The organism is Providencia sp. PROV119 (genome assembly GCF_028482435.1).
Classification (GTDB): Bacteria; Pseudomonadota; Gammaproteobacteria; order Enterobacterales; family Enterobacteriaceae; genus Providencia; species Providencia stuartii.
Genome location: NZ_JAMPQL010000015.1, coordinates 12,857 through 39,850, shown reverse-complemented (window position 1 = coordinate 39,850; position 26,994 = coordinate 12,857). Strand labels below are relative to the sequence as shown.

General features: G+C 42.0%; 23 protein-coding genes. 16 read left to right on the top strand and 7 right to left on the bottom strand.

Features of this window, described 5'->3' with window-relative positions:
* Positions 1-18 precede the first annotated feature (18 nt).
* Entirely contained in the window at positions 19-939 is a 921-nt protein-coding gene (locus tag PSF11_RS13855) for a LysR family transcriptional regulator (RefSeq protein ID WP_014656674.1), read from the top strand.
* Here PSF11_RS13855 and PSF11_RS13850 read toward each other — a convergent pair.
* On the bottom strand, positions 913-1,848 hold the full coding sequence (locus PSF11_RS13850) for a LysR family transcriptional regulator (RefSeq protein ID WP_004923231.1): 936 nt from the start codon (positions 1,846-1,848) through the stop codon (positions 913-915). The genes PSF11_RS13855 and PSF11_RS13850 overlap by 27 nt on opposite strands.
* A gap of 116 nt (positions 1,849-1,964) precedes the next feature.
* Here PSF11_RS13850 and lysA point away from each other — a divergent pair, with 116 nt between their 5' ends.
* Positions 1,965-3,224: a diaminopimelate decarboxylase gene (gene lysA / locus PSF11_RS13845; protein ID WP_004923229.1), complete on the top strand. Its 1,260-nt coding sequence runs from the start codon at positions 1,965-1,967 to the stop codon at positions 3,222-3,224.
* Positions 3,225-4,543: 1,319 nt separating this feature from the next.
* The gene (locus tag PSF11_RS13840) at positions 4,544-5,008 is read left to right on the top strand and encodes a RidA family protein (RefSeq protein WP_004923225.1); all 465 of its coding nucleotides are present in this window, start codon (positions 4,544-4,546) and stop codon (positions 5,006-5,008) included.
* A gap of 419 nt (positions 5,009-5,427) precedes the next feature.
* Here the strand turns inward: PSF11_RS13840 and fadE are convergent, their stop codons facing one another.
* Positions 5,428-7,887, bottom strand: coding sequence for an acyl-CoA dehydrogenase FadE (fadE, locus tag PSF11_RS13835; protein ID WP_040132885.1), 2,460 nt, complete (start codon positions 7,885-7,887; stop codon positions 5,428-5,430).
* A gap of 349 nt (positions 7,888-8,236) precedes the next feature.
* On the opposite strand from fadE, the gene lpcA reads away from it, so the two are divergent.
* Both lpcA and PSF11_RS13825 read left to right on the top strand, forming a co-directional pair.
* The gene (lpcA, locus tag PSF11_RS13830; RefSeq protein ID WP_014656671.1) at positions 8,237-8,815 is read left to right on the top strand and encodes a D-sedoheptulose 7-phosphate isomerase; all 579 of its coding nucleotides are present in this window, start codon (positions 8,237-8,239) and stop codon (positions 8,813-8,815) included.
* 26 nt (positions 8,816-8,841) lie between these two features.
* A complete protein-coding gene (locus PSF11_RS13825) occupies positions 8,842-9,609 on the top strand; it encodes a class II glutamine amidotransferase (protein ID WP_004923223.1) in 768 nt (255 codons plus the stop codon).
* Here PSF11_RS13825 and PSF11_RS13820 read toward each other — a convergent pair.
* Positions 9,580-10,317, bottom strand: coding sequence for a L,D-transpeptidase family protein (locus tag PSF11_RS13820; protein WP_014656669.1), 738 nt, complete (start codon positions 10,315-10,317; stop codon positions 9,580-9,582). The two genes, PSF11_RS13825 and PSF11_RS13820, sit on opposite strands and share 30 nt — an antisense overlap.
* Before the next feature lie 415 nt (positions 10,318-10,732).
* On the opposite strand from PSF11_RS13820, the gene PSF11_RS13815 reads away from it, so the two are divergent.
* The 8 genes from PSF11_RS13815 to nqrM all read left to right on the top strand — a co-directional run bounded on the left by PSF11_RS13815 (position 10,733) and on the right by nqrM (position 18,038).
* On the top strand, positions 10,733-12,076 hold the full coding sequence (locus tag PSF11_RS13815) for a Na(+)-translocating NADH-quinone reductase subunit A (RefSeq protein WP_004923217.1): 1,344 nt from the start codon (positions 10,733-10,735) through the stop codon (positions 12,074-12,076).
* A 4-nt stretch (positions 12,077-12,080) separates the two neighbouring features.
* On the top strand, positions 12,081-13,319 hold the full coding sequence (locus tag PSF11_RS13810; RefSeq protein WP_004923214.1) for an NADH:ubiquinone reductase (Na(+)-transporting) subunit B: 1,239 nt from the start codon (positions 12,081-12,083) through the stop codon (positions 13,317-13,319).
* Positions 13,312-14,106 carry a Na(+)-translocating NADH-quinone reductase subunit C gene (locus PSF11_RS13805; protein WP_004923212.1) on the top strand — a complete coding sequence of 265 codons (795 nt, stop codon included), beginning with the start codon at positions 13,312-13,314 and terminating at the stop codon, positions 14,104-14,106. The genes PSF11_RS13810 and PSF11_RS13805 overlap by 8 nt, the downstream gene beginning before the upstream one ends.
* Complete coding sequence (locus PSF11_RS13800; RefSeq protein WP_004923209.1) at positions 14,099-14,728, top strand: NADH:ubiquinone reductase (Na(+)-transporting) subunit D; 630 nt, start codon at positions 14,099-14,101, stop codon at positions 14,726-14,728. Before PSF11_RS13805 ends, PSF11_RS13800 begins: the two co-directional genes overlap by 8 nt.
* Before the next feature lie 4 nt (positions 14,729-14,732).
* Entirely contained in the window at positions 14,733-15,329 is a 597-nt protein-coding gene (gene nqrE / locus PSF11_RS13795) for an NADH:ubiquinone reductase (Na(+)-transporting) subunit E (protein WP_004923207.1), read from the top strand.
* A gap of 15 nt (positions 15,330-15,344) precedes the next feature.
* Positions 15,345-16,571 (top strand): NADH:ubiquinone reductase (Na(+)-transporting) subunit F, encoded by a 1,227-nt coding sequence (gene nqrF / locus PSF11_RS13790; RefSeq protein ID WP_004923204.1) that lies wholly within the window; start codon positions 15,345-15,347, stop codon positions 16,569-16,571.
* A 191-nt stretch (positions 16,572-16,762) separates the two neighbouring features.
* Positions 16,763-17,794, top strand: coding sequence for an FAD:protein FMN transferase (locus PSF11_RS13785; RefSeq protein ID WP_036943998.1), 1,032 nt, complete (start codon positions 16,763-16,765; stop codon positions 17,792-17,794).
* 16 nt (positions 17,795-17,810) lie between these two features.
* Entirely contained in the window at positions 17,811-18,038 is a 228-nt protein-coding gene (nqrM, locus tag PSF11_RS13780) for a (Na+)-NQR maturation NqrM (RefSeq protein WP_004923200.1), read from the top strand.
* 128 nt (positions 18,039-18,166) lie between these two features.
* Here nqrM and PSF11_RS13775 read toward each other — a convergent pair whose 3' ends face one another.
* The 3 genes from PSF11_RS13775 to PSF11_RS13765 all read right to left on the bottom strand — a co-directional run bounded on the left by PSF11_RS13775 (position 18,167) and on the right by PSF11_RS13765 (position 22,013).
* Positions 18,167-19,078 (bottom strand): glycerophosphodiester phosphodiesterase family protein, encoded by a 912-nt coding sequence (locus PSF11_RS13775; protein WP_036941530.1) that lies wholly within the window; start codon positions 19,076-19,078, stop codon positions 18,167-18,169.
* A 26-nt stretch (positions 19,079-19,104) separates the two neighbouring features.
* Positions 19,105-19,635: an RNA polymerase sigma factor gene (locus PSF11_RS13770; RefSeq protein WP_004923195.1), complete on the bottom strand. Its 531-nt coding sequence runs from the start codon at positions 19,633-19,635 to the stop codon at positions 19,105-19,107.
* A gap of 77 nt (positions 19,636-19,712) precedes the next feature.
* Entirely contained in the window at positions 19,713-22,013 is a 2,301-nt protein-coding gene (locus PSF11_RS13765; protein WP_072502491.1) for a TonB-dependent hemoglobin/transferrin/lactoferrin family receptor, read from the bottom strand.
* A 174-nt stretch (positions 22,014-22,187) separates the two neighbouring features.
* Between PSF11_RS13765 and dinB the strand changes: the two genes are divergently transcribed.
* Positions 22,188-23,243: a DNA polymerase IV gene (dinB, locus tag PSF11_RS13760; protein ID WP_014656663.1), complete on the top strand. Its 1,056-nt coding sequence runs from the start codon at positions 22,188-22,190 to the stop codon at positions 23,241-23,243.
* Positions 23,244-23,316: 73 nt separating this feature from the next.
* Here dinB and pepD read toward each other — a convergent pair whose 3' ends face one another.
* On the bottom strand, positions 23,317-24,777 hold the full coding sequence (pepD, locus tag PSF11_RS13755) for a beta-Ala-His dipeptidase (RefSeq protein ID WP_004923192.1): 1,461 nt from the start codon (positions 24,775-24,777) through the stop codon (positions 23,317-23,319).
* A 262-nt stretch (positions 24,778-25,039) separates the two neighbouring features.
* On the opposite strand from pepD, the gene gpt reads away from it, so the two are divergent.
* Both gpt and frsA read left to right on the top strand, forming a co-directional pair.
* A complete protein-coding gene (gene gpt / locus PSF11_RS13750; protein WP_004923189.1) occupies positions 25,040-25,504 on the top strand; it encodes a xanthine phosphoribosyltransferase in 465 nt (154 codons plus the stop codon).
* A gap of 178 nt (positions 25,505-25,682) precedes the next feature.
* Positions 25,683-26,933, top strand: a complete 1,251-nt coding sequence (gene frsA, locus PSF11_RS13745; protein WP_072502490.1) for an esterase FrsA — start codon at positions 25,683-25,685, stop codon at positions 26,931-26,933.
* Positions 26,934-26,994 lie beyond the last annotated feature (61 nt).

Below are 26,994 nucleotides of genomic sequence, written 5' to 3'. Positions count from 1 at the left end.
CACAAATCGGTCAAATAGATGGATAGATTAACGGCGGTACAGGTTTTTATTAGTATTGTTGAGCATGGCAGTATGAGTGCTGCCGCAGATAAACTCGATATGTCACGAGCGATGGTGACCCGATATCTTGCTGAAATGGAACAGTGGGCTGGGGTACGTTTATTAAACCGTACGACAAGGCGGCTGAGTTTGACATCGGCAGGAGAAGGGGTTTATCAACAAGCGCTAAAGTTAAATGCACTCTCTTTAACTCTGCCTGTACAACAGCAACATGATGCGACTCAATTGACGGGGCTAGTGCGTATTAGTTGTGCTCAGTCGATTGCCAGCCAAGCGCTTTCTGTCGCAATAACCGAGTTTTTACAACACTACCCGAATATGGCGATTGATTTAAGTATTACAAATAAGGCGGTGAATCTGATTGAAGATAGGATTGATTTGGCTATCCGTATTACGAATCAATTAGAGCCGAGTTTGATAGCCAAGCCGCTTTCAACGTGCCACTCTGTGATTTGTGCAGCGCCATCTTTTTTCAAAGATAAAAAAATACCGACTAAGCCGGAGGATTTAGCGCCACTGGAATGTTTGACCTACAATTTTTTTGGGCGCAGTTTATGGCGTTTTGAAAAAGATGGGGAGCCTTTTTCCGTATTAGTAGGAGGGCGACTCAGTGCCGATGAATCTGTATTTTTGGCTCAAGCGGCATTAAATGGTGCAGGTATTGCTATGCAGCCTTATTTATCGGTCAAAAAATACTTAGAATCAGGGGAGCTGCTCCAGCTATTACCCGACTATGTGCCGCAGCCATTAGGAATTTATGCAGTGTATGCCAGTCGCCAAAATATGCCGACAACATTAAGAGCTGTACTGGATTTTTTAGGTAACTGGTTTACAACTTCAGAATATTGGCAGTCACTGATGCAGCAACGCGCTACTTAAATCTTGCTCAGTTTTGGCAAATGAAGCCCGTAAGTATTGGGTAAAAATATCTAATAGTTGTGATGATGGCCGGTGAATCGGCTTAATTAAACTCACCGTAAAAGGAATCGAAAAACTCAATGGGCGAATGATCAGCTTACCTGCTGATTGCTGGTGGAAATCCAAAGCGGTGATAGGGTTGACGATTGAAATACCGATGCCTTTTAACGCCATTGCGCAGATAGACGATGCTGAATGCGTCTCCATCACCATTTTTCGCTCAATTTGATGTTGAGCAAAAATGGTATCGATAATCTGCCGATAGCTGTCTGTTAGTGACAGGCTAATGAAGTTTTGTTGCTGAAAATCAATCGGTGTTAAAACGGGTTTATGCTCAAGGGGATGACCCGCCGGTAAGACACAAACCTCATTCAGCGAGCCTAATGTGAGTTGTTCTGTGCCTGGTGGCGTTTGTAAGTGTTCGGTTAGACCAAAATCATAACGTTGAGCCGATAGCCACTCTTCGAGGATTGGTGATTCTTGAGGGATCACTGTCAGATTGACGTCAGGATAATCAGCCATAAATGTTTGGCACACTTGTGGTAGTAATGATTGGGCGAAGGCGGGTAAGCATATGATGGAGATCTGCGCATTATCAAAACGGCGGATGGTTTGTACTGAGTTTTTTATCCGCTCTAAACCATAATAAGAGCGCTCAACCTCCTCAAAAAAGCGTAATCCCTGTGCTGTCGGGCGCAATCGGCCTTTAACGCGATCAAATAATTTGAACTGTAGCAGATGTTCAAGGCGAGCAAGCTCTCGACTAATGGTCGGCTGTGAGGTATTTAGCAGTAACGCTGCTTCTGTTAGATTCGGCGTCGTCATTACCGCCCGAAAGATTTCAATATGTCGCCAAGAGAGAGTTTGCATGATGTTTTTCTTTCTATATCAAAAATGAATAGACTTTAGCAAAATGGATATTTTTTTTCCCGAACTTTCTCTGAATAATAGGACAATATAAGAAAAAATTTACTTGCGAGAAAAACATGACCTCATTTGCCACCACTACTAGCCAATATTTAACGCCCGAATACTTATCGACGTTACCTGAACAGTTTGGTACCCCTGTTTGGGTGTACGACAGCTCAGTGATTATTGAGCGAATAAATCAGCTCAAACCCTTTGATACCGTGCGTTTTGCTCAAAAAGCTTGCTCAAATATTCATATTTTGCGCTTAATGCGTGAGCAGGGAGTCAAGGTTGATTCTGTTTCGCTAGGTGAAATAGAGCGTGCGCTTGTGGCTGGTTTCCAGGCTGGTCGTGAAAACTCAGAAATTGTTTTTACTGCTGATGTACTGGATAGAGCTACTTTGGCACGGGTGACTGAGTTAGATATTCCGGTGAATGCTGGATCTATTGATATGTTAAGCCAGATTGGTGAGCAAAAATCGGGTCATCCTGTTTGGTTGCGTATTAACCCTGGTTTTGGTCATGGCCATTCACAAAAAACCAATACAGGTGGTGAAAACAGTAAACACGGTATTTGGTATCAAGACCTACCAAAAGCACTGGAACAAATTCGCCGTTATAATCTGTCATTGGTTGGGCTACATATGCATATTGGCTCTGGGGTCGATTATCAACACTTAGCAAATGTCTGTGATGCAATGGTTGAACAAGTGATCTCGTCAAATGCGGATATTCAGGCGATTTCAGCCGGTGGTGGGTTATCGACACCTTATCGAGAACAAGATGAAGTTATCGATATTCAGCACTATTACAGCCTTTGGAACACTGCTCGCCAACGAATTGAGCGTCATTTAGGTCATTCTATTGAACTGGAAATTGAACCGGGTCGCTATTTGGTTGCTGAATCGGGGGTATTGCTCGCGGAAGTGAGAGCGGTTAAAACGATGGGAAGCCGCCACTATGTGTTGGTTGATAGTGGATTTAATGATCTGATGCGTCCTGCAATGTATGGGAGTTATCACCATATCTCTGTATTACCTGCTGAGGGGCGCTCATTAGAAAATGTACCTTTAAAAGAGACTATTGTCGCGGGGCCTTTGTGTGAATCGGGGGATGTGTTTACCCAGCAAGAAGGAGGAATGGTCGAGACCCGTTTACTGCCTGATGTGCAAGTAGGGGATTATTTGGTCTTCCATGATACTGGTGCTTATGGGGCGTCGATGTCATCAAACTACAATAGCCGCCCTCTGTTACCTGAAGTGTTATTAATTGAGGGTACGCCAAAACTTATCCGTCGTCGCCAAACGATTGAAGAATTATTGGCATTAGAGCTTTAATCTTTTTTGACGATACTGCTTTTTAAAGCAGTATCGTTACCAACTAATATTAAAATTCATTTATTAAAATACTATTCCTGACCTATTTTCTTTCGGTTTTTAACTCATCCTATCTCAGAAATTAAGCGATAAAAAATAAGTTTATATGTTGAAAAAATAAACATATATTCATTGTAATAACTAAGGTTAATTTATTATTGCTTGAACCTATAACTAAAATTATTTGTTTATATTGAAATAAGGCCACCTATAAATAAAAAACGGCCAGTCTATTGAATAATGATAAATATTACTTTTGTATCGTGAGCTTAACTATTTTTATCGAGAGCAGTAGGTTTCCCTATTTTAGAGTAAACCAATAGATTGTTTTTTATCCAAAGTAGACGTATGTCCAATTAACCTGTAGGGATATTGGTATCTATCTTTTGAGTTTCTATTATTAGGGCGCTTTCAGGTAGGCGGATTAAAGTTATTACTTTTACATTCAGACTGCGGTTTATGGGTTGAAAAAATAAGTTGTTATTTTAAAATATTATAAATTCTGGATAGTGTAGATGACTTCACTTAGTGAATTCTAGATTGCCATAAAATTAGCCGTCATTATTGTAAAGAATTGAATATTACCCTTGATCCATTCGTTCAGATGCACTTTAATGCTCACCATTCATTTACTGAATGGACGAATGGTAACCTTCAGTGTTTTAGAGAGTTTTTTGCTGATTTAATGATTAGATAAGTGAATGGCTGTCTAAAGTTGCTGATATTAATTATCATAGATAATGAATTCAACAATGAAGAAAAAAGCGTTTTGTTAAATACCCTTAAACTAGACGATATCTTTGAGGACGAGCATTAATCTGTGGCGCAGCAAATACGTTAGTGTAATTTTAGCGGGAGAGTCTCTGACAAACTGACTCATTTCGTATTTAGCTTATTCATCACCTTCATGACATTGTTAAGTCATGGAAAGGATGTGGTACTAAAATAGGTTAATGGCGCTGAATTTACTCCGGTAGCGTCTGAATATAGGCTAAAAAAACCATAGTTTATGTCTGGTAAATATATCGCCAAATTAAAGGTAAATTTGACAACATAAATATTGCAGTAAGGGATAATATCTCTTAAGCACTTAGTGGATATCTTTTGAACTGAAATAGTAAGAGATAAACACATAAATGTTATGCTGCTTTGATGACCATTTTTATTATGGGCAAAGTGGCTTCTTATATGAATGACTGATGAGAAGGTGTAATGGCATCTTCACTAGAGGTCATTTCTAGATTTTATAAAAAGCAATATCATAAAATAGGGAACTGAATATGAAAAAAGCATTACTAATTTCAGCACTATTAGCCAGCAGCGTAGCGATGGCTGATAATTCTTCAATCGTTCGTACCGCAGTACCTGACTTCCCAATCTCGAGCGTAGTTGAAGTACCTGCGAATATGAAAACCTATTATTTCAGCGGTGTTGTTCCATCAAAACAAGCTGATGGTTCATTCGGTAAAAACACAGAAGAACAAACCGTCAATGTGCTTAACTCAATTAAGTCTGCATTGGAAAAACAAGGCCTAGGATTAGGTGACGTTGTTAAAATGCAAGTTTTCCTTGTTGCAACACCAGAAACAGGAAAAATGGACTTTGACGGCTTTATGAAAGGTTATACTCAATTCTTCGGTACTAAAGCTCAGCCTCTGACACCAGCTAGATCAGCAATGGAAGTGAAGGCTCTGGTTCACCCTGAATGGTTGGTTGAAATTGAAGTTACTGCGGTTAAAAAATAAGCCGTTTTAGCAATCAATTTCCAGCCTTAATATAGGCTGACCGCCTTTTGATGATAAAACTCTCGGTAATATTTATCGGGAGTTTTGTATTTTAGCGCTAAATAAAAACACTGCTGTAATTATCTGCTAACCAAACTTCTTAGTATTTCGACCTAAAGGCAATAGTCACATAGCATCTGCCGTTTGAAGGGGAGTGGTGTCGAACAGTGAAATGCCCATACAAACGGCCTTATAGCGGGAATGGGTAGCGAGCGCGATTGCTCTACTAACAAAATGATTATTGTATAAAAAGACACACTATCCTTTACCTTATGACTCTTTAATAAATATTCAGTTTCCTTTTATGTGCCAGTTTCCATGCAAAAAATAAAGCCCCAATATGCTTGGGGCTTTATGGCGCTGACAATGTAGGCAGCTAATTAAGCGGCTTGCTTTTTCTTAGCTTGCTTTTCATTTTCCTCGCGAGGGTTTTTTTCACTGTGTACGCCTAGAGCATCAAACTCAAATTCATCAACATTGATGGTGCGTAGACGGCTTGCCTCTGCTTTACGTAAAATATCAGCTTCTTCTTGTGTGATAATATTTTCAGGCAACATCTGCTCTGCCAATTTATCTAAGCGAGTGAAACTAAACTTGCGCTCTTTCAGACGGCAGATGCGCTCAAAAATTGGCTCTGCAGCGATGATGTCATACAGCGCCTGATTCACTAAACCATGCGGGTTATGCTCTGTTGGTGTCAGATATTGCCCACGACCGATCCTGTCACGAGTTTCAGATGGCTCCATTAACAGTTGTGCTAGCTTGTGGTCTAGGCGATCAGAAGGGGCAGACATAGCACGACCAGTCGGGAACAAGGTAATGCGCATTAAACCTGCAACCATTCTATTTGGGAAGTTTTTCAATAAATCATCCATCGCCTTCTCAGATTGATACAGACAATCTTCTACAGCCCATTTTACCAGTGGTAAATCCGCTTTTTGACGACCTTCATCTTCATAACGCTTAAGTGTTGCGGTTGCTAAATATAAGTGGCTGAGAATATCGCCTAAGCGTGCAGAGATACGCTCACGACGTTTTAAGCTACCACCTAAAACAGCCATGGAGATATCGGCAAGTAAGGCAAGGTTAGCACTTTGGCGATTTAACATTTGATAGTAACGACGCGTTTCATCTTTCGTTGGCGCGCTACTTCCTCGACCATTGGTTAATCCCAACCAGAAACTACGGACTTGGTTGCTAATAACATGTCCAATATGACCAAATACTGCTTTATCAAATTTGTGCAGATTATTGTCTTGTGCTGCCGCCATCTCTTCGAGCACATAAGGATGGCAACGAATAGCCCCTTGGCCAAAGATGATCATGCTACGGGTTAAGATGTTGGCACCTTCAACGGTAATGGCGATTGGCGCACCTTGGTAAGCTCGACCAACAAAGTTAGATGGGCCAAGACAAATGCCTTTACCACCCGTAATATCCATGGCATCGATGACTGAATGTTGCCCACGATGAGTACAGTGGTATTTAACGATAGCAGATAGCACGGCAGGTTTTTCACCTAACATGATACCAGAGGTAATCAATGTAGCAGCAGCATCCATCAAATAGGCATTACCTGCGATACGAGCGAGCGGCTCTTCAATCCCTTCCATCTTACCAATAGGCAATTTAAATTGGCGACGGATATAAGCGTAGGCTCCTGTCGCCATTGCAATGCTCTTTAAGCTACCTGTCGAGTTAGATGGCAGAGTAATTCCACGACCTACAGATAAACACTCCACAAGCATACGCCAGCCTTGGCCTGCCATTTTAGGGCCACCGATAATGTAGTCGATAGGAACAAAGATGTCTTTTCCGCGCGTTGGTCCATTCATAAATGGAATATTCAGTGGGAAGTGACGATGGCCTATTTCGACGCCTGGGGTATTAGTGGGGATTAACGCACAGGTGATCCCTAACTGTGTTTCACCACCCAATAAACGATCAGGATCTGATAATTTGAAAGCCAACCCAAGAACTGTCGCGATGGGGGCAAGAGTGATATAGCGTTTGTTCCAATTTAAACGCATACCTAACACTTGCTCTCCTTGCCATTCACCCATACAGACAACGCCAGTATCAGGGATAGCACCGGCGTCAGAGCCAGCTTCTGGGCTAGTAAGCGCAAAACAAGGGATCTCTTCACCTGTCGCTAAGCCAGGGAGGTAACGTTTTTTCTGTTCATCAGTACCATAATGTTGCAGCAACTCACCTGGCCCCAATGAGTTAGGAACACCAACGGTGATAGCTAAGATACCGGAGACACCCGCCAATTTTTGTAAAACTTGGGATTGCGCATAGGCAGAGAACTCAAGGCCGCCATACTCTTTTTTGATGATCATGGCGAAGAAGCGGTGCTCACGTAAATATTGCCAAACTTCTGGGGGGAGATCGGACAATTCATGGCTTACTGCAAAATCATTCACCATGCCACAAACCGTTTCTACAGGGCCATCAATGAAGGCTTGTTCTTCAGCCGTCAGCTGTGGTTTTGGGTAATTATGTAATTTATTCCAATCCGGTGCGCCACGGAAAAGGTCACCTTCCCACCATGTTGTTCCTGCATCAATGGCTTCTTTCTCTGTACGAGACATGGGAGGCATGACTTTTTGGAACATTTTCAGTGCACGCACTGAAACCAGTGATTGACGCACGGGAGTGAAAACAAAAGGGAATAACACAAGAGCTACTGGCAGTAACATCCAGTAACTCCATACATCAAGTACCCCCATAACGGCGGTATAGGCAAGTAACAGAACGGTACTCAATGTTAACGAAGTCTTGTGGTAACAGAGAATACCGATTAATGCGAGAAATAGAATTATGCTGAGTAGGGTCATAGGGAAACTCCTGTCTACTTGTAAGAGGTCTGACCTGTTGTTTCTCTTAATCTATATCCAGTAATAAACAATTAGCAAGACATTTACATCTTAATTACAACTTGGCTCACAAAATCACCAAATAATGTTTGGTGATTGTTTCATAAAAAAATTTGTGAGATAGATGAAGTAGGCGCAAAGGGAGAAAAAGAGGCAAAACGCATTGATTAGCCCTAAATGCATAAATCAAGCGTAATCAGATGTAGAAAGAAAATGTACCCTGTGTAACAATCTGAGTAGTAAAGATTAATTACCTATCTTGATGCCGTTTATCATGGCACAAAACTCGTTAAATTTAAGGGGAAATCTCATGTATCAAGACCTGATCCGTGGTGAATTATCAGAAGCGGCCGATACGTTGGCAAAATTCCTTAGTGATGATGCAAATATTCAGGCTATTGAGCAAGCGGCGGTGTTACTGGCAGATTCCTTTAAAGCCGGAGGAAAAGTGCTTTCGTGTGGTAATGGTGGCTCCCACTGTGATGCCATGCACTTTGCTGAAGAACTGACAGGGCGTTACCGTGAAAATCGCCCAGGCTATCCTGCTATTGCCATTTCTGATGTTAGCCACTTATCTTGTGTCAGTAATGACTTTGGCTATGAATATGTGTTTTCTCGCTTTATTGAGGCTGTAGGTAAAGAAGGGGATGTTCTTCTGGGCATTTCGACTTCTGGCAACTCAGGCAACATTATCAAAGCTATTAGTGCTGCGCGTGAAAAGGGCATGAAAGTGATTACGCTGACTGGGAAAGACGGCGGCAAAATGGCGGGTAGCGCAGATATTGAAATTCGTGTACCTCATTTTGGTTATGCGGATCGTATTCAGGAAATCCATATTAAAGTGATTCATATCCTGATCCAGCTGATTGAAAAAGAAATGGTAAAGTAGTTTCTTAAACTATAGAGGGTCTTGTAATGTGCGAATTACTTGGCATGAGTGCAAATGTGCCAACAGATATTAACTTCAGCCTAAGTGGACTGATATCCCGTGGGGGGCAAACTGGCCCACATAAAGATGGTTGGGGGATCACGTTTTATGAAGGGCTGGGGTGCCGCACTTTTAAAGATCCTCAACCTAGCTTTTTATCCCCAGTGGCACGCTTTGTGCAGGAGTATCCAATCAAATCGGAAACGGTGATAGCACATATTCGCCAAGCGAATCGAGGTGATGTCACACTAGCAAACACGCATCCTTTTACGCGTGAATTGTGGGGACGTAATTGGACCTATGCACATAACGGGCAATTAAAAGGGTATCGCTCACTAAATACAGGGCATTATCGACCGATAGGTGAAACAGACAGCGAAAAAGCATTTTGCTGGATTTTGAGCCAACTTGCAGCGAAATATCCGAAAACCCCCTCGAATTGGCCCGCTGTTTTCCGTTTTATTGCGGTGCTGGCTGAGCAGTTACGTCGTAAAGGTGTATTTAATATGCTGCTATCAGATGGGCGTTACGTAATGGCATTTTGTTCAACCAATCTTTATTGGATCACTCGTAAAGCTCCATTCGGTAAGGCGAAATTACTCGATCAGGATATTGAGATCGATTTTCAAAGTTGCACAACACCAACCGATATTGTTTCAGTGATTGCCACGCAGCCGCTAACAGGTAATGAAAATTGGCACAAAATTGAACCGGGTAGTTTCGTGCTATTTCACCTCGGCCAACGTATATTGTGATCGAAGTCTCAATAAAGTATCCGACCTTTCTGGCAAGCTATTCACAGCATACTTTCCTGATGTTACAGAGATTTGTGCGGGCTTGCCTACATCCTGAAAGTAATCATAAGCCGGTTTTAGTTGCTGCCAGAAAGCGTAATGGCTGGAGTTTCTGTGGATCAACATATTTTCTTTTGTCATTCGAAACGGGTAAATACTGACATCAATCGTGCTTTGTCCACTTTTAAAAGCACTTTCAACAGTTTGGTAGATTTCACTCATGTATTTATCTGTCATCGCATAGCAACCAACAGAAACACAGTCGCCATGTATCATCAAGTAGTTACCTTCATAGCCCTGTGCTCGGTCATATTCATTAGGAAAACCTAAATTAATAGATCGGTAATACCGACTGTTTGGATTCAGTTGGGAGGCGGTTATTTGATAAAAGCCTTCAGGGCTTTTTAGATCACCTTCGCGCTTTTTAGGGCCTAGCCCGCCCGAAAACTTACAAATTGGATAAGTTTTAGATAAGTTATATTTTCCGTTCGGCGCTTTTTGATATAGCTCCAAGACGCCTTCTTGCTTAAATATCTGAATAAAGATCGCGGAATTTTGCTGGTTAGTTGTTTTACTATTAAGCAAAAATGAATGGTTATTCGCTTCAGCAACCGTAATTTGCAGAAAAAACAGGTTGAAAATAAAGCTAATAAGGATATTTTTATTCATACTTAAACCAAATTTAAATGAGTATTTTTGCCTAAAAAAAAGACATTATGGCGCTATTTTAAATGAGCTAAAAGTAATTTGATATAGCCTATTAATAGTTTCGTACGGAATAGATATTGTGTGAAAATCGCACAGCGTTCGATAAATATGATGTAAATGCTCGTTTTTTACGAATAATTATAAAGAAAGTTGAAAATTTATTGTAATTTGCTTGAGCTAAGTCACTTGAATATCCGGACAGAAGTCGGGGGAACTGATAAAATTACGAGCGGCAGAAAGAGAATAGCTTCACGATATCGAGAGAATTATTTGCTTGAGTTATGTGAGTAACTTGAGCTGTTTTTATTTACTGAGTCGCTATGGTCTATGTCAGGATCATTAGCTTAGGGTTAACTTAGAAACTTGTGCAGATCTTATGATTAAAATTAAAAAAGGACTCAACCTTCCTATTGCAGGTGAGCCAGCCCAAGTAATAGAAGACGGCCCGAAAATTCAACACGTAGCATTGCTAGGTGAAGAATATGTCGGAATGCGTCCTTCTATGCTGGTTAAAGAAGGTGAGCACGTTAAAAAAGGGCAGGTTCTTTTTGAAGATAAAAAGAACCCTGGTGTCTTATTCACTAGCCCAGCCTGCGGTAAAATTATTGCTATTCATCGTGGTGAGCGTCGTGTACTCCAATCCGTTGTTATCGAAATTGATGGTGACGAGCAAGAGGCCTTTGCTGCTTATAAGCGTGAAGAGCTTGCAGGATTGACTCGTGAACAAGTCGAAGAAAACTTGGTTAAATCAGGTTTATGGACAGCATTGCGAACGCGTCCATTTAGCCGCTCACCGGCACTGGGTTCCTCACCCGCCGCGATTTTTGTAACGGCGATGGATACCAACCCACTTGCTGCTGACCCACTTGTGATTATTCGTTCACAACAACAAGCTTTTAATGATGGTTTAACCATTATTAGCCATTTAACCGAAGGTAAAGTGCATGTTTGCCATGGCGCGGGGGATTTAGCGAAATCTGATAATCACCCTCAAGTGAGCTATAGCGAATTTGCAGGCCCTCATCCCGCAGGCTTAGTCGGTACTCATATTCATTTTCTTGAGCCTGTGAGCCTCAATAAAAAAGTATGGCACCTTAATTATCAAGATGTCATTGCGATTGGTAAGTTATTCACAACAGGCTATCTATATACTGATCGCGTGATTGCCCTTGCGGGGCCTCAAGTTGAGAAACCACGTTTAGTTAAAACTCGTCTTGGTGCGGATCTCTATGAGTTAACAAAAGGTCAGCTCAAAGAGGGAGATAACCGCATTATTTCTGGCTCTGTACTGTGGGGCGTACCTTGTGATGATACACATCACTATTTAGGGCGTTTCCATAATCAGGTTTCAGTATTACGTGAAGGGCGTGAAAGAGAGCTTTTCGGCTGGATTTGGCCGGGCTTTAATAAATTCACCATTACACGTACAACGGTTGGCCATTTCTTGAAAGGCAAACGCTTCAACTTCACCACAACCATGAATGGTGGTGAGCGCTCAATGGTGCCAATTGGTAATTATGAACGTGTAATGCCTCTCGATATTATGATAACTCACCTGCTACGAGACCTCCTTTCTGGAGATACGGATTCATCTCAGGAGTTGGGGTGTCTAGAGTTGGATGAAGAAGATCTGGGACTGTGTACTTATGTATGCCCGGCTAAATATGAATATGGCCCTGTACTTCGTGATGTACTGACCAAGATTGAGCTAGAAGGGTAATTCCATGGGTTTGAAAAATTTATTTGAAAAGCATGAGCATCATTTTGAGCCTGGTGGAAAGTTAGAAAAACTCTATCCATTGTTTGAAGCTGTTACGACAGTCTTCTATACGCCAGGAACGGTGACTAAAGGTCGTTCTCACGTTCGTGACACAATAGACCTGAAACGCATGATGATCTTGGTTTGGTTATCTGTATTTCCTGCGATGTTCTGGGGGATGTATAACGTTGGTAACCAAGCCATTCCTGCTCTTTATCACTTATACAGTGGGGCTGAGCTACAGCAAGTTTTAGCGAGTGATTGGCACTATCGCTTAGCTCAATTCTTGGGAGCATCATTAACACCTGATGCGGGCTGGGGTAGTAAAATGCTGCTTGGTGCAGTCTATTTTCTACCTATCTATGCGGTTGTTTTTGCAGTCGGTGGTTTTTGGGAAATTCTGTTTTCTCTGATCCGCGGTCATGAAATCAACGAAGGTTTCTTTATATCGTCCATCCTATTTGCCCTGATTGTGCCGCCAACTATCCCATTATGGCAGGCGGCGCTCGGTATTACATTTGGTGTGGTCATCGCTAAAGAAATTTTTGGTGGAACAGGGCGCAACTTCTTAAACCCTGCACTTGCAGGCCGTGCTTTCTTGTTCTTCGCTTACCCTGCACAAATTTCGGGTGATCTTGTTTGGACAGCGGCGGATGGCTTCTCTGGTGCAACCCCACTTTCTCAATGGGCTGCGGGCGGTGAGCGCGCGTTAATGAATACGGTATCTGGTGAGCCAATCTCTTGGATGCAAGCATTCCTAGGGAATATGCCTGGCTCTATCGGTGAAGTTTCCACATTGATGATTTTCATTGGTGGTGCCTTCATTATCTTCTTCCGTATTGCATCATGGCGCATCGTTGCTGGCGTTATGCTTGGGATGATTGCCATGTCTTACCTGTTTAACTTTATCGGGTCAGAGACGAATCCATTGTTTGCAATGCCATGGTACTGGCACATGGTTTTAGGTGGTTTTGCATTCGGGATGATCTTTATGGCGACGGACCCAGTTTCGGCCTCGTTTACAGATAAAGGCAAATGGGCCTACGGTATTTTGATCGGTGTAATGTGTGTGCTTATTCGTGTTGCAAACCCGGCATATCCGGAAGGCATGATGCTAGCAATCCTGTTCGCCAACTTGTTTGCTCCTCTGTTTGACTATCTGGTCGTTCAAGCAAATATTAAACGGAGAAAAGCCCGTGGCTAATGAAAAAACAACCAATAAAGATAGCGTCGGAAGAACGTTCATAGTCGTTTTTATTCTATGTCTAGTCTGTTCTATCGTCGTAGCCGGTTCTGCTGTAGGATTAAAATCTAAGCAGCAAGAACAAATTTTATTAGATACGCAACGTAATATTTTGAGTGTTGCAGGTCTATTGCAACCTAAAATGACAGCGGAAGAAGTTCAAAAAGTTTACAGTGACCGTATTGAACCTAAGCTGTTGAACTTCCAAACTAATGAGCTTTCTGATAGCAAGAGTCGCTTTGACCTCAATAGTGAATTACGTAGCGATGAAACCAGCATTGCACTTTCACCTGAAGAAGATATCGCCAAAATTCGCCGTCGTGCAAATACGGCTGAAATCTATCTTGTGAAAGATGAACAAGGCAAAATTTCACAAATTATTCTGCCTGTTTATGGGTCAGGACTATGGTCGGTGATGTATGCCTTCGTTGCGGTAGATGTGGATGGCGTGACTTCTCGTGGTATCACATATTATTCGCATGGTGAAACGCCAGGTCTTGGTGGTGAAGTCGATAATCCACAATGGAAGGCGCAATGGCCGGGTAAAAAACTGTTCAATGAGCAGGGGGTACCGGCAATAAAAATTGTCCGTAGTGGCTCTACAGATAGTCCTTATGGTATCGATGGCCTTTCAGGTGCAACGCTAACATCAAACGGCATTCAGCATATGTTTGATTTTTGGTTAGGTGATAACGGTTTTGGTCCGTTCCTGAAAAAAGTTCGTGAAGGAGCGCTGAATAATGGCTGATTCTAAAGAAGTAAAACGCGTCCTACTTGGGCCTTTGTTTGATAACAACCCAATTGCGTTACAGATCCTCGGGGTGTGTTCTGCACTGGCAGTAACGACTAAGCTGGAAACGGCTGTCGTCATGACCATCGCAGTAACTTTGGTTACCGCGTTCTCTAACTTTTTTATCTCATTAATTCGCAACTACATTCCAAGCAGTGTGCGGATCATTGTTCAGATGGCAATTATTGCTTCTTTGGTTATCGTTGTTGACCAAATTTTGCGTGCCTATGCTTATGAGATATCTAAGCAGCTGTCGGTGTTCGTCGGCCTTATCATTACAAACTGTATTGTTATGGGTCGTGCAGAAGCCTATGCCATGAAAGCGCCACCGGTAGAAAGCTTTATGGATGGTATTGGTAATGGCCTTGGTTATGGTGTCATTCTGATCCTCGTTGGTTTCCTACGCGAGCTGTTCGGCTCTGGCAAATTGTTTGGTATTACCGTTATGGAATCATTGCAAAATGGTGGTTGGTATATGCCTAATGGTTTGTTCCTGTTAGCGCCTAGTGCATTCTTTATCATTGGTATGCTGATTTGGGGGTTACGTACCTTGAAACCAGCTCAGGTAGAGAAGGATTAAGTCAATGGAACATTATATTAGTCTGTTCGTAAAAGCCGTGTTCATTGAAAACATGGCATTGGCATTCTTCCTCGGTATGTGTACATTTTTGGCAGTATCGAAGAATGTTAAGACAGCTTTCGGTTTAGGTATTGCTGTTACCGTGGTGTTAGGTATTTCTGTACCTGCCAACAACCTTGTGTACAACCTAGTACTGCGTGATGGTGCATTAGTTGAGGGGGTCGATTTATCTTTCCTTAACTTTATTACCTTTATCGGGGTTATTGCAGCACTGGTGCAAATTCTGGAAATGATTTTAGACCGTTATTTCCCGTCACTTTATAACGCATTGGGTATCTTCCTGCCGTTGATTACCGTTAACTGTGCAATCTTTGGTGGCGTCTCTTTCATGGCTCAGCGCGATTACAACTTTAGCGAATCTATCGTTTATGGGTTCGGCTCAGGTATCGGCTGGATGTTAGCAATTGTGCTGTTAGCATCGATTCGTGAAAAGATGAAATATTCAGATGTTCCGGCGGGTCTGAAAGGCTTAGGTATTACCTTTGTCACCACCGGTTTGATGGCACTGGGCTTTATGTCCTTCTCCGGTGTGCAGCTATAAAGGCGAGAAGAATTCATGGATATTATTATTCTAGGCGTAGTGATGTTTACCCTGATTGTCTTGGTGCTAACAGGTCTGATCCTGTTTGCTAAATCCAAGTTAGTCAATACAGGGAACATCAAAGTTGAAGTTAACGGCGACCCTGATAAGAGCTTTGAAGCTCCCGCAGGTGACAAGCTGTTAGGTATGTTATCTAACCAAGGGATTTTCGTTTCATCTGCTTGTGGTGGTGGTGGCTCCTGTGGTCAATGCCGCGTGAAAATCAAAGAAGGTGGTGGGGATATCCTGCCAACAGAGCTTTCTCACATTAATAAACGTGAAGCGAAAGATGGTTGCCGTTTAGCTTGTCAGGTGAACGTTAAACAAGACTTAAAAATTGAGTTACCAGAAGAAATTTTTGGGGTGAAAAAATGGGAATGCGAAGTTATTTCTAATGATAACAAAGCAACTTTCATTAAAGAACTGAAACTGAAAATTCCTGAAGGTGAAGTCGTACCATTCCGTGCAGGTGGTTACATTCAGATAGAATGTCCACCACACGTAGTGAAATATGAAGATTTTGATGTTCCAGAAGAGTACCGTGAGGATTGGGATAAATTTAATTTGTTCCGCTATGTTTCTGAGGTAAAAGAACCCACAGTTCGTGCTTATTCAATGGCTAACTACCCAGAAGAACACGGGATCATCATGTTGAACGTGCGTATTGCTACACCGCCACCACGTAATCCAGATGTTCCACCGGGCATCATGTCATCTTATATTTGGTCGCTAAAACCGGGTGATAAAGTGACAATTTCTGGGCCATTTGGTGAATTCTTCGCTAAAGAAACCGATGCAGAGATGATCTTTATTGGTGGTGGTGCGGGGATGGCACCAATGCGTTCACATATTTTTGATCAGTTAAGACGTCTAAATTCGAAACGTAAGATCAGCTTCTGGTATGGTGCTCGTTCTAAGCGCGAAATGTTCTATACAGAAGACTTTGATCAATTAGCGGCTGAAAACGAAAACTTTACTTGGAATGTTGCACTTTCTGACGCATTGCCGGAAGATAATTGGGATGGTTATACCGGGTTTATTCATAATGTATTGTATGAAAACTACCTGAAAGATCACCCAGCACCAGAAGATTGTGAATTCTACATGTGTGGGCCACCAGTGATGAACGCTGCGGTTATCAAGATGCTTAAAGATCTTGGTGTAGAAGATGAAAATATCTTGTTGGATGATTTCGGTGGTTAAGTAACCCTAGAGTTGTTTGTATATACTTTAAATAATTCGAGGTACAGCGAGACGGCAGGCCAATGAGTGACTAGGAATTTAAACAGCTTTGTGACTCGTGTGAATGAATGCCATCAATAATGTTGAAACTTGAAGTATGGCGAGTATAGCGCCCACTTGTGTGGGCGCTTATTATTGAAGCAGAGAAAATTATGCTGAACAGAAAAGTGATTACCCCAGTGCTGCTATTTGCAGCGACACTATTGTTGGCTGCCTGCGGTGGGCCTGAACAGGCAAACCTTCAGGGTCAGACAATGGGAACCTACTATTCCATTAAATATGTTGCTGAATCTTCATCGCCAAGCAGTGAATCTATCCAAGCTGAGATAGATAAGCGCTTAGAAGAAGTGAATGATCAGATGTCAACTTATCGTCCAGACTCGGAATTAAGTCGCTTCAACCAATTTAAAGAGGTTAATGTTCCTTTTCCTGTTTCAGCAGCAACAGCGAAAGTTGTTAAAGAAGCCATACGCATTAATGAATTAACTAATGGTGCATTAGATGTCACGGTAGGGCCGTTAGTCAATTTATGGGGCTTTGGGCCAGAAGGGCGAGTAACCAAAGCACCAACAGATAGTGAATTGGAGAAACGTCGTGCATGGGTTGGTATAGAAAAGCTGTCTGTGCAGGGCAATAACTTAATTAAAACTATCCCTGAATTGTACGTCGACCTTTCTTCGATAGCAAAAGGCTATGGCGTTGATGTTGTAGCTGAATACTTGGAGTCAATTAATATCAATAATTATATGGTTGATATTGGTGGTGAAGTACGTACAAAAGGGAAAAATGGTAAAGGTGCACCTTGGCGGATTGCGATTGAAAAACCACAAACCGATGGCGTAAACCAAACGGCTCAGGAAGTGATTGAACCTGGTGATATGTCTATTGCTACCTCTGGTGATTATCGCAACTATTTTGAACAAGACGGTGTGCGCTTCTCTCATACCATCGACCCGAAAACAGGGATGCCAATTAAACATAACCTCGTTTCGATTACGGTACTGGCACCAACTTGCATGAGTGCTGATGGGCTATCGACTGGGCTTAATGTATTAGGGCCTGTTGAAGGTTTTGCCTTAGCTGAAAAGCTCGATATTCCTGTGTTTATGATCATTAAGACAGAAAAAGGCTTTGAAGAGCGTTATACTAAGGCATTCGAGCCATTTTTACAGAAAAAGCAGTAATTAGGAGGATGTAAGAATGCTAAATGTTTTTATTGCAGCTTTCGTCCTATTCCTACTGGCATTTCTCGGTATGTCACTAGGGTATATTATTAAGCGCAAAAGTATTCAAGGTAGCTGTGGTGGGTTAAGCAGTATTGGTGTTGAAAAAGTCTGTGATTGCCCTGAACCTTGCGATGCCCGTAAAAAACGTATGGCACGGGAAGAGGCTCGCCAAAAGGCACTTGAAAAACACCGCATTATTTAAATAGTCGATATTAGTATGATGACAGCCTTAACTGCGAACATTCACAGTTAAGGCTTATTTTTTATTTGGCGGCCTAATTAAGACAGATAGCTTTAACGTAAAACCGATTAGATAAAGCCAGCTAAAATTTACTTAATGATTTCGCTTTTAAAAGTTTTAGGGGAATCAACCATCACGGCATCCGCACCAATTTCTTTAGCTAATTGATAATCTGCCGCACTATTGACACCAAATAGAACAATGTAGGCCTGACCATTTTTTCTAAAGCAATCAATGGCTTCTTTATCCCATGACAACGTTGCAGGTGAGCGAGCCTCTCCTAACGTATATTTCTCTACAACCTCGACTTTACGGTGTAATTCAAAGCCATACCAACGCGATTTAGATTGTGCATCACTGCTGACTGAACAATGATGATTCATCGCGCTATTCGCTAAGATAGTGCGTGTTTCATCACGGCTTTCAAAGGTATTAATTTTATCGGAGCGCTTGGTTAGAGCTTTTACAAATGCATCATTGGTTGAATAAAACCGAGTATTTTTAAAAGCATTATTTTTTTCGAGCAGGGAGTACACCGCTTCTGCTTGAGTATCTGGATCGGCGTCAGGTGATTTTAAATCAATATAAAACGCAGTATCTGGATATTTTTTAAGAATGGATCCAAGTGTTGGGATCGTGGTTTGCTGTAACGGTAATTGAAGATGAGCTTTTTTATTAAATTGATGGGCGGCATTGAACGTTGTGAGTTGTTGAGCGGAGTAATCAGAAATAACCCCTTTTTTATCGGTTAATGCCTCTAACTGGCTTGGCCGATATAGAACAAGTTGATTATCTTTAGAGAGTTGGACGGTTAGCCAAATAATATCGGCGCTATTTTTCTTAGCCAGTTCAATTGCATAAAGCGTATTTTCTGGCGCATCTGCCGTTCCTGCTCTATGGGCAACAATTTGTGGGGATTGAGCGGCTGCACTGTAGCTGGCAAGAAACAATAAACTGATAGCCACCCCTTTTTTAATAGATGGCATTGCTGTTTTTGTCATATTTATTACCTATAATAATAGTTATCTCAATGAGTTAAATACGTTTCAGTGAGCTCTTTTTGTAATACTTTTCTTGCTACTTGTAAGTAGTACTTGATTGAATTAGGACTAACTTTTAACTGAGTTGCAATTTGTTGGTAAGTCATCCCTTCAAATTGCGCGAGTAAATAAGCTTGTTCCATATTTTCAGGTAGTTTGGCAAGTTGCTCAGACAGTAATTGCAATTGCTCTTCGACTACTAACTGAGTTTCTAAATTCCACTCTGGCTCAGGCTCCACCAGCAAACGTTGATATTCCGCTTCGATGCGTTGCCGACGATAAAAATTAGCGATGTTGCGTTGTGCCAGTGTGTACATAAAGGCTCTCGGAAATTGCAAAGTTTGGCAGCGATATGTTTCAATCGTATGAACAAAGACATCCTGTAAAATTTCGTTTGCGATATCGCTATCAGGTGTGCGCGCAAGAATATAGCGAAATAGGCTAGGGGCGTGCTGTTGCAAAAGTTGGCTTTCTTCTGCCAAGTCGCTATTTTCTATAGAGGGAGTGTGCGTTGTCATAAATAAAAATAATTATTATTATCATTTTTATTTTATTGTCAATTATGGACTCTCAGAGATGAGAGTCCATCGATTGCTTAGAAGTACTTGGTGATACTTAAGCGAACATCACGACCAACGCCTGAGACAGACTCCCCTAAGTAGGGATAGTAGTCACGGTCAAAGAGGTTAGTCGCGGTCACTCTAATATTGGTATCTGGAATAAATTCAGGCTGCCATTGCGCAAATGCGCCATAGAGTGCATAGCCTTTCGACTTTGGGTATCCCCATGAATCGGCTTTAGGATCTCTATCTGCGGGAGAGCGGACTTGATGACCAACAAAGTCACCGGTGAGACCAAAGTTGGCATTCCATTGAGGGAGTTTATACCCCAACATAACATGTAAGGTATCTGGTGGGATCTCACCAATCCATGTTTTTTGCCCAAACCAAGGGTCTCGAGGGGAAGCGTCACGTTCACCCTTGATAGCGGAGTAGGCCATTTTACCGAATACATTCGGGCTATCATAAAATAGCTCAATTTCTAAGCCCTCAATGGTGTAACCGGGTAAGTTACGGTAATTGGATAAGGGGCGACCACAATCGCCAGTACCATTTTTCTTGGCTTCACAGTATTCACCACGGCGGCGGAATATCTCATCCTTTCCTCTGTTACGAAAAAGCGTGGTTCGTATTTGCAGCTGATCATTGGCCTGTATGACTTGATCAAAGTCGAGTATTGCGCCTAAACGTACCCCATCCATGCGCTCCTTACCCAAGTTTCGACTACTTCCGGTTAAACTACTATTGGCAAATTGCACCTCATATTGTTCATCAATAACAGGTGCACGCCATGTGCGGCTAACATCCCCGAATAAAGTGAGATTCGGTGTCGTTTTCCAAAGAATGCCTAAGTGAGGTGAAATACCACTATAAGTGACAGAACGGTAGTCATGACCAATTAGCGGGTCTTGCTCCATATAGGTTGCGGCTAAGTTTCCTTTACCTTTGTTCTGCACATAGTCATAACGTAAGCCTGGTGTGACAGTGAGTGTGTGCCAACTAATCGCATCTTGGAGATATACACTAGTGGTTTCTTGAACACCTGCTGGCATAAATTGTGGCTGATAATAACCATAGTTATATTTAGGGTTTTTCGCTTTTCCCGCATCAAACATCAAAATACCGCGATCATTTTTATGCCAACGAGCACCTATAGTAAGTTGATGTTCTAAACGACCAGTATCAAATAGACTTTCATTATGGATATCAAATAGCTGATCGGTATAGTCAACCCAACTTTTATTCCCTAAGCTGGAGGTTAAGTATTTTGAAGCATTTTCTGGTCGGGTATCATGCTGTTGACTCTTAGACCAAGCATAAGTTGTCGTTAAGTTGATCCAATCACTATTTTCAGGGATATAATTCCATTTCACACTATAGTTTTGATCTTGTTGATCCCGTTGGACCAATTTGCGTTTTATCGCACCGTCAAAACCATATTGCTCAATCTCTTTTTGCGTTGGTGTTGCTAACTCATCTCGTTTGGCTGCCCAAGGAACTAAGTTATCTGATTCGGAGCGCATTACCGATAGACTGAGCGTGTGTTCATCATTGAGATAAAGGTTGGTTTTCAGTAAATAAGAGAGTTGGTCAGCTTGCGAAAAGCCAAATCGAGTGCCATCGGGGCGGCGTAAATCATCCCCTTTTCGTTTACTGACATACAGCAAACCATCTGCAACGCCATTTAATGTTTTACCATATAGTGCTGAACTGTAAATATTTTGGCGATCATTAGTGTGATAGCTATATTTGAACATAGCGCCAAAATGTTGATCGGCAAGTAGTAAGTCTGCGGGATCTTTGGTGGTAATTTTAACGGTTCCGCCGAAACCACCATTACCATCCATAATATTATGTGGTCCTTTATCAACGTCAATGCGTTTAATCAGCTCAGGCTCGATAAACACAGAGCCTTGGCGATATTTTTCAAACCCTTTAGGGGCATCATCAAGGGTCACTTTGACATCTTCCACATCGCCCATGCCCCAAATATTTAGGGTTTGTCCACTGGGGCGAGGTGAACCTGATGAGGAGACCCCCGGTAGCTGATCAACTAATTCTGCAAGGTTATTAGCTTGAGTACGCTCAATATCCTTCAGTTTTAATACAGAGCTACCGGCACCGACACTGGAATTTAAATTACCAACAACAGAGAGCGCGGGGAATTGCACGACATCATCTTGTTGTTTTGTCTGTTTAACCTCTTCCGATGCACTTTGCCCAAATGCAGAGGAGGTAACAACAAGTAATCCAGCCAGAGAAAGGTGATTAAATGTTGATAAAAAGAGATGTGTAGAGTTATTGATTTTAAACCATGAAATATAATTTTTATTCATTATTTTCCTACTAATTAACCATTCTATAAACATCTTTAATGAGTCGTTTTGAGGTGGTTTTTCGGGTAATAAAAATAATAATTATTTTCATCTATGTTGCTTGCTTGAGGAATAATTGCACAGTCTATAAATATACTGTATATTTGAACAGTGTTGTTTGTCGATCAGATTGCTATGCGTAAAATAATTCATATCGATATGGACTGCTTCTATGCAGCGATAGAAATGCGTGATGACCCAAGTTTGCGCAATATTCCAATTGCCGTCGGTGGGAGTGCTGACCGCCGTGGTGTCATCAGTACCGCGAATTATGAAGCGAGGCGTTATGGCGTACATAGCGCCATGTCAACGGCGGTTGCATTAAGGTTGTGCCCTCATCTGAAAGTTGTACCGGGTAGGATGGCCCTTTATAAAGAAACCTCTTTACACATTCATAAAATCTTTTCCCAGTATACGGATTTAATAGAGCCTCTTTCTTGGGATGAAGCTTATTTGGATGTCAGTGAGTGTGAGCATTACCACGGCTCAGCGACATTGATTGCCCAAGCCATTCGCCAGCAAATTTTTGATGAACTGCAACTCACTGCTTCGGCAGGGATAGCCCCAATAAAGTTTTTAGCCAAGATAGCTTCTGATCTAAATAAACCGAATGGCCAATACGTGATCACGCCTCAAGCGTTGCCCGACTTTGTTTGGTCATTGCCATTAAAGAAAATTCCTGGGGTAGGGAAGGTAACCGCACAAAAATTACTCGATATGGGGCTAGAAACTTGTGGTGATGTACAAAGTTATGATGTGGTTAACTTAATCAAAGTGATGGGGAAATTTGGTCAAGTCCTGTGGGAGCGTTGCCATGGAATTGATGAACGCTCAGTCAATCCCGATAGGCTACGTAAATCTGTTGGTGTCGAACGCACACTGGCAGAAGATATTCAACATTGGGAAGATTGCTTACCATTACTTAATCAATTATATGAAGAGTTGGAAGTCAGGCTTATGAAAGTGAAACCGGACCGCCGTATTGCTCGGCAAGGGATAAAAATGAAATTTAATGACTTTCAGCAAACAACTCAAGAGCATGCTTATCCCATTTTAGACAAGCAAGACTTAATATCATTAGCTAAGCAAGTGTGGGAGCACCGCCGTAAAGATCGAGGTGTTAGGCTAGTGGGCCTGCATGTAACGTTATTAAGCCCACAGATAGAAAGGCAATTATTACTAGATTTCTAAAAAACACCCGCCATTAATGACGCTGATCCCATAAAGCTAGACCGTTCATTAAGACGGGTATTTGAAGAAACAATTAGTTTTTAACAGGGATCGCTTTTAAGACCGCTGTTAATAATTTCCAGTATTCACCAACACTGGCGATATGTACTCGCTCATCAGGTGAGTGCGCACCACGAATGGTTGGCCCAATAGAGACCATATCCATATCAGGGTAAGGCTTCTTGAATAGACCACATTCCAGACCTGCATGGATCACCATTACATTAGGAATTTTACCAAACAGTTTTTGGTAAGTTTCGCTAACTAAATGCATAACGGGTGAGTCTGCATCGGGTTGCCAACCTGGGTAGCTGCCTTCTGCACGGTATTGTGCTTGTGCGAGCTTGCTCACCGATGTCAGCATATTCACGACATAGTTTTTACCGCTGTCGATTAATGAACGAACGAGGAAAATCACTTCGGCTTTCTCTTCCGTCATCGTGACAACGCCTTCGTTAAGTGAGGTTTCTACCACACCTTTTGCGACATCGCTCATGCGGATCACACCATTTGGCGCCGCATTTAAGAAGAACACAAAGCGTTTTTGGCACTCTTCAGTCAGCGCTTTCAAGTTGCTTTGAGTTTCTTCTAATAAAAGAACTAAGTTTGGCTCAACAACGGCCAGTTCATTTTTTAAGATGTCTTCATAGCGTGCTCTTAGGGCTGTTAGTTCAGCGACTTTATCCGCTGGAACAGCGATAATCACATGCCCTTCACGAGGGATAGCATTACGAACGGTTCCCCCAGTGAATTCTAACAGTTTTAAACCAAGCTCTTCTTGGTGGCCCGCAAGGAAGCGTGCCAACAGCTTGTTAGCATTACCTAAACCTAAATGAACATCACCACCAGAGTGACCGCCTTTTAAGCCTTTTAATGTCATGGTGAAGGTTTTGTAGCCTTGCGGTACGGCTTCACGAGTGAGGTCAAATGTTGTTGTAAAATCAACACCACCCGCGCAACCCATATAGATTTCGCCTTCTTCTTCTGAGTCAGTATTGATCAGAATATCCGCTTGTAGCCAACCTGCTTGTAAGCCAAAAGCACCGTCCATGCCTGTTTCTTCGGTCATGGTTAACAGTACTTCAAGTGGCCCATGTTCAACGCTATCATCTGCTAGCACCGCAAGGGTAGATGCCATTCCGATACCGTTATCTGCACCTAAAGTTGTGCCTTCTGCCGTGACCCACTCTCCATCAACGTAAGGGCGGATAGGATCTTTGGTAAAATCATGTACCGTGTCATTATTTTTCTGCGGAACCATATCTAAGTGTGCTTGCAGCACAACAGGTTTACGATTTTCATAGCCAGGTGTTGCCGCTTTGCGGATCAAGATATTACCGACTTGGTCACGTTCTACATGAAACCCTTTTTGTTTTGACCATTCGATAATGTGTGTTGCTAGCGCTTCTTCATGATGAGAAGGATGGGGAATTGAACAAATTTTGGCAAAAATATCCCATAATGGCTGTGGTGACAATTTGGCTAGTTCAGACACGTTAGATCTCCTTAAGCGACTTTGGTCTTATTTATTTTTAGCTACTTATTCTGCTTAAAAGGTGTGGCACAGATATTCAGGCCACACGATTGATTTTCTCAGCATACACCTAATTGTTATAAATAGTCAGTGTAAATCATATTAATTCATCACAATTATCCGTTTTTGCTGGTTTTTGCTGTGTCAAATCACTATAATCTCGCGCAACCTTTTTTCCGCAAGACACATTTCAGTATTACTCAGCAGTCGGGACCCGAATTTTATGAGCGAAAAATATGTCGTAACGTGGGATATGTTGCAAATACATGCCCGTAAACTCGCACAACGTTTATTACCAGTCGAACAATGGACCGGCATTATCGCGGTTAGCCGTGGTGGCCTTGTACCAGGTGCACTTCTTGCACGTGAATTGGGTATCCGCCATGTTGATACCGTATGCATCTCCAGCTATGACCATGACAACCAGCGTGAATTGAAAGTCATTAAACGTGCCGAAGGTGATGGGGAAGGTTTCATTGTCATTGACGACCTCGTTGACACTGGTGGTACTGCAAAAGCCATTCGTGATATGTACCCGAAAGCACATTTTGTGACAATTTTTGCAAAACCAGCAGGCCGCCCATTGGTGGATGATTATGTCGTTGATATTCCACAAAACACGTGGATTGAACAGCCATGGGATATGGGCGTGGTGTTTGTAAAGCCTTTGTGTGAGCAAGATAAATAAACCATAACGGTTTTGAGTTAGATCTAAATGACAGGTAAAAATAGCGCTAATATGGGGTGTGCCCTTTATTATGATGCTTAAAACATTATTACCTAATAAAATTAAACACGAAACGTTATGATAAGGGGGATGCAATGGCATTCCCTTTTTATTTTAGCTCAATCGACAGGTTATCAGGATGACTCAACAAAATCTCTCCGAAAAACTGTTCAAGCCAAAAGTTAAGCAAACTGAAACATCAACATTAGTTTCTTACTCCGCTTATAGCGCCCCTATTGTCAATAGCCATTCGGTATTAAGTGGTGCCCAGCACGCGGGCTGGTATCGTATGATCAATCGCTTGTTGTGGATTTGGCGTGGTATTGACGCTTTAGAAATTGAAGAGGTTTTGAGCCGTATTGCGGTAACAGAAGCCGAACGTAGTGATGAACATTTACTTGATACCATCATTGGTAATCGTCGCGGTAACTGGTGCTTTGAGTGGTCTCATCAAGCCATGCAATGGCAACAAAAAGCCTTGCAGTTTGAAGGAGGAGAAAAAGCCAGTCGGGCATGGTTGCGTGCTGCCAATTTGTACAGTATTGCCGCTTACCCTTTTATAAAAGGCGATGAATTAGCGGATCAAGCGATTCTCTTGGCATGCAAAGCCTATGATAGCGCCGCACAATTTTCGCGTTATAAACTGAAAAAAATCGCGTTTAAGGTCGATGGTAATAAAGAGGTATGTGGCTTTTTACATATCCCTTCAACGGGTCAGGGGCCTTATCCGACAGTCATGGTATGTGGAACGCTGGATAGTTTACAAATCGATTATTGCCGTTTTTTCCGTGACTACCTTGAGCCACTTGGTATTGCCATGTTGACATTAGATATGCCGTCAATTGGCTATTCAATTAAATATAAGCTATCCCAAGAAACCAGTGAACTCCATGAGCAAGTGGTTCGCCAGCTAAACACAATCCCATGGATAGACCATACACGCTTTGGCCTTGTTGGGTTGCGCTTTGGCGCCAATGTCGCTTTAAGGCTTGCCTATATGTGCCCTGATAAAATCAAAGCTGTCGCTGTCTTAGGGCCAGTTGTACACAGTTTATTGCATGAAGAAAAATATCAGCGCGATATTCCACGTATGGAGCTGGATGTTTTCGCCAGTCGTTTAGGAATTTATCATGTTGATGGTGCGGCATTACGGCATGAATTAAGTTGCTATTCATTAAAAAATCAAGGGCTTTTAGGGCGTCGTTGTCGTGTGCCTATGATGTCGGTTTATTGGAAAGGTGATATTTATAGTCCTAAAGCAGAATCCGATTTGATCAGGCGTTCATCAATGGATAGCCATATATTAACCCTGCCAGAGACACCTGTTTTTGAAAACTTCCAAAAGTCACTGAGTGAAACAACAGATTGGTTAAAAAGTAAAATTGTTTAATTTTATTTAATAACTTGATTATTTTTTAACTTTTGTTAAAAAGGGATCTTCTCAAAAAGGA

Coding starts and splice junctions, on each gene's coding strand:
- fadE (WP_040132885.1), bottom strand. CDS start 7,887: ATGACCCTACTCAGCATAATTCTATTTCTCGCATTAATCGGTATTCTC.
- PSF11_RS13810 (WP_004923214.1), top strand. CDS start 12,081: ATGGGTTTGAAAAATTTATTTGAAAAGCATGAGCATCATTTTGAGCCT.
- gpt (WP_004923189.1), top strand. CDS start 25,040: ATGAGCGAAAAATATGTCGTAACGTGGGATATGTTGCAAATACATGCC.
- lpcA (WP_014656671.1), top strand. CDS start 8,237: ATGTATCAAGACCTGATCCGTGGTGAATTATCAGAAGCGGCCGATACG.
- PSF11_RS13850 (WP_004923231.1), bottom strand. CDS start 1,848: ATGCAAACTCTCTCTTGGCGACATATTGAAATCTTTCGGGCGGTAATG.
- nqrM (WP_004923200.1), top strand. CDS start 17,811: ATGCTAAATGTTTTTATTGCAGCTTTCGTCCTATTCCTACTGGCATTT.
- nqrE (WP_004923207.1), top strand. CDS start 14,733: ATGGAACATTATATTAGTCTGTTCGTAAAAGCCGTGTTCATTGAAAAC.
- frsA (WP_072502490.1), top strand. CDS start 25,683: ATGACTCAACAAAATCTCTCCGAAAAACTGTTCAAGCCAAAAGTTAAG.
- dinB (WP_014656663.1), top strand. CDS start 22,188: ATGCGTAAAATAATTCATATCGATATGGACTGCTTCTATGCAGCGATA.
- PSF11_RS13825 (WP_004923223.1), top strand. CDS start 8,842: ATGTGCGAATTACTTGGCATGAGTGCAAATGTGCCAACAGATATTAAC.
- PSF11_RS13785 (WP_036943998.1), top strand. CDS start 16,763: ATGCTGAACAGAAAAGTGATTACCCCAGTGCTGCTATTTGCAGCGACA.
- PSF11_RS13800 (WP_004923209.1), top strand. CDS start 14,099: ATGGCTGATTCTAAAGAAGTAAAACGCGTCCTACTTGGGCCTTTGTTT.
- PSF11_RS13855 (WP_014656674.1), top strand. CDS start 19: ATGGATAGATTAACGGCGGTACAGGTTTTTATTAGTATTGTTGAGCAT.
- lysA (WP_004923229.1), top strand. CDS start 1,965: ATGACCTCATTTGCCACCACTACTAGCCAATATTTAACGCCCGAATAC.
- PSF11_RS13775 (WP_036941530.1), bottom strand. CDS start 19,078: ATGACAAAAACAGCAATGCCATCTATTAAAAAAGGGGTGGCTATCAGT.
- PSF11_RS13815 (WP_004923217.1), top strand. CDS start 10,733: ATGATTAAAATTAAAAAAGGACTCAACCTTCCTATTGCAGGTGAGCCA.
- PSF11_RS13820 (WP_014656669.1), bottom strand. CDS start 10,317: ATGAATAAAAATATCCTTATTAGCTTTATTTTCAACCTGTTTTTTCTG.
- PSF11_RS13765 (WP_072502491.1), bottom strand. CDS start 22,013: ATGAATAAAAATTATATTTCATGGTTTAAAATCAATAACTCTACACAT.
- PSF11_RS13770 (WP_004923195.1), bottom strand. CDS start 19,635: ATGACAACGCACACTCCCTCTATAGAAAATAGCGACTTGGCAGAAGAA.
- PSF11_RS13840 (WP_004923225.1), top strand. CDS start 4,544: ATGAAAAAAGCATTACTAATTTCAGCACTATTAGCCAGCAGCGTAGCG.
- nqrF (WP_004923204.1), top strand. CDS start 15,345: ATGGATATTATTATTCTAGGCGTAGTGATGTTTACCCTGATTGTCTTG.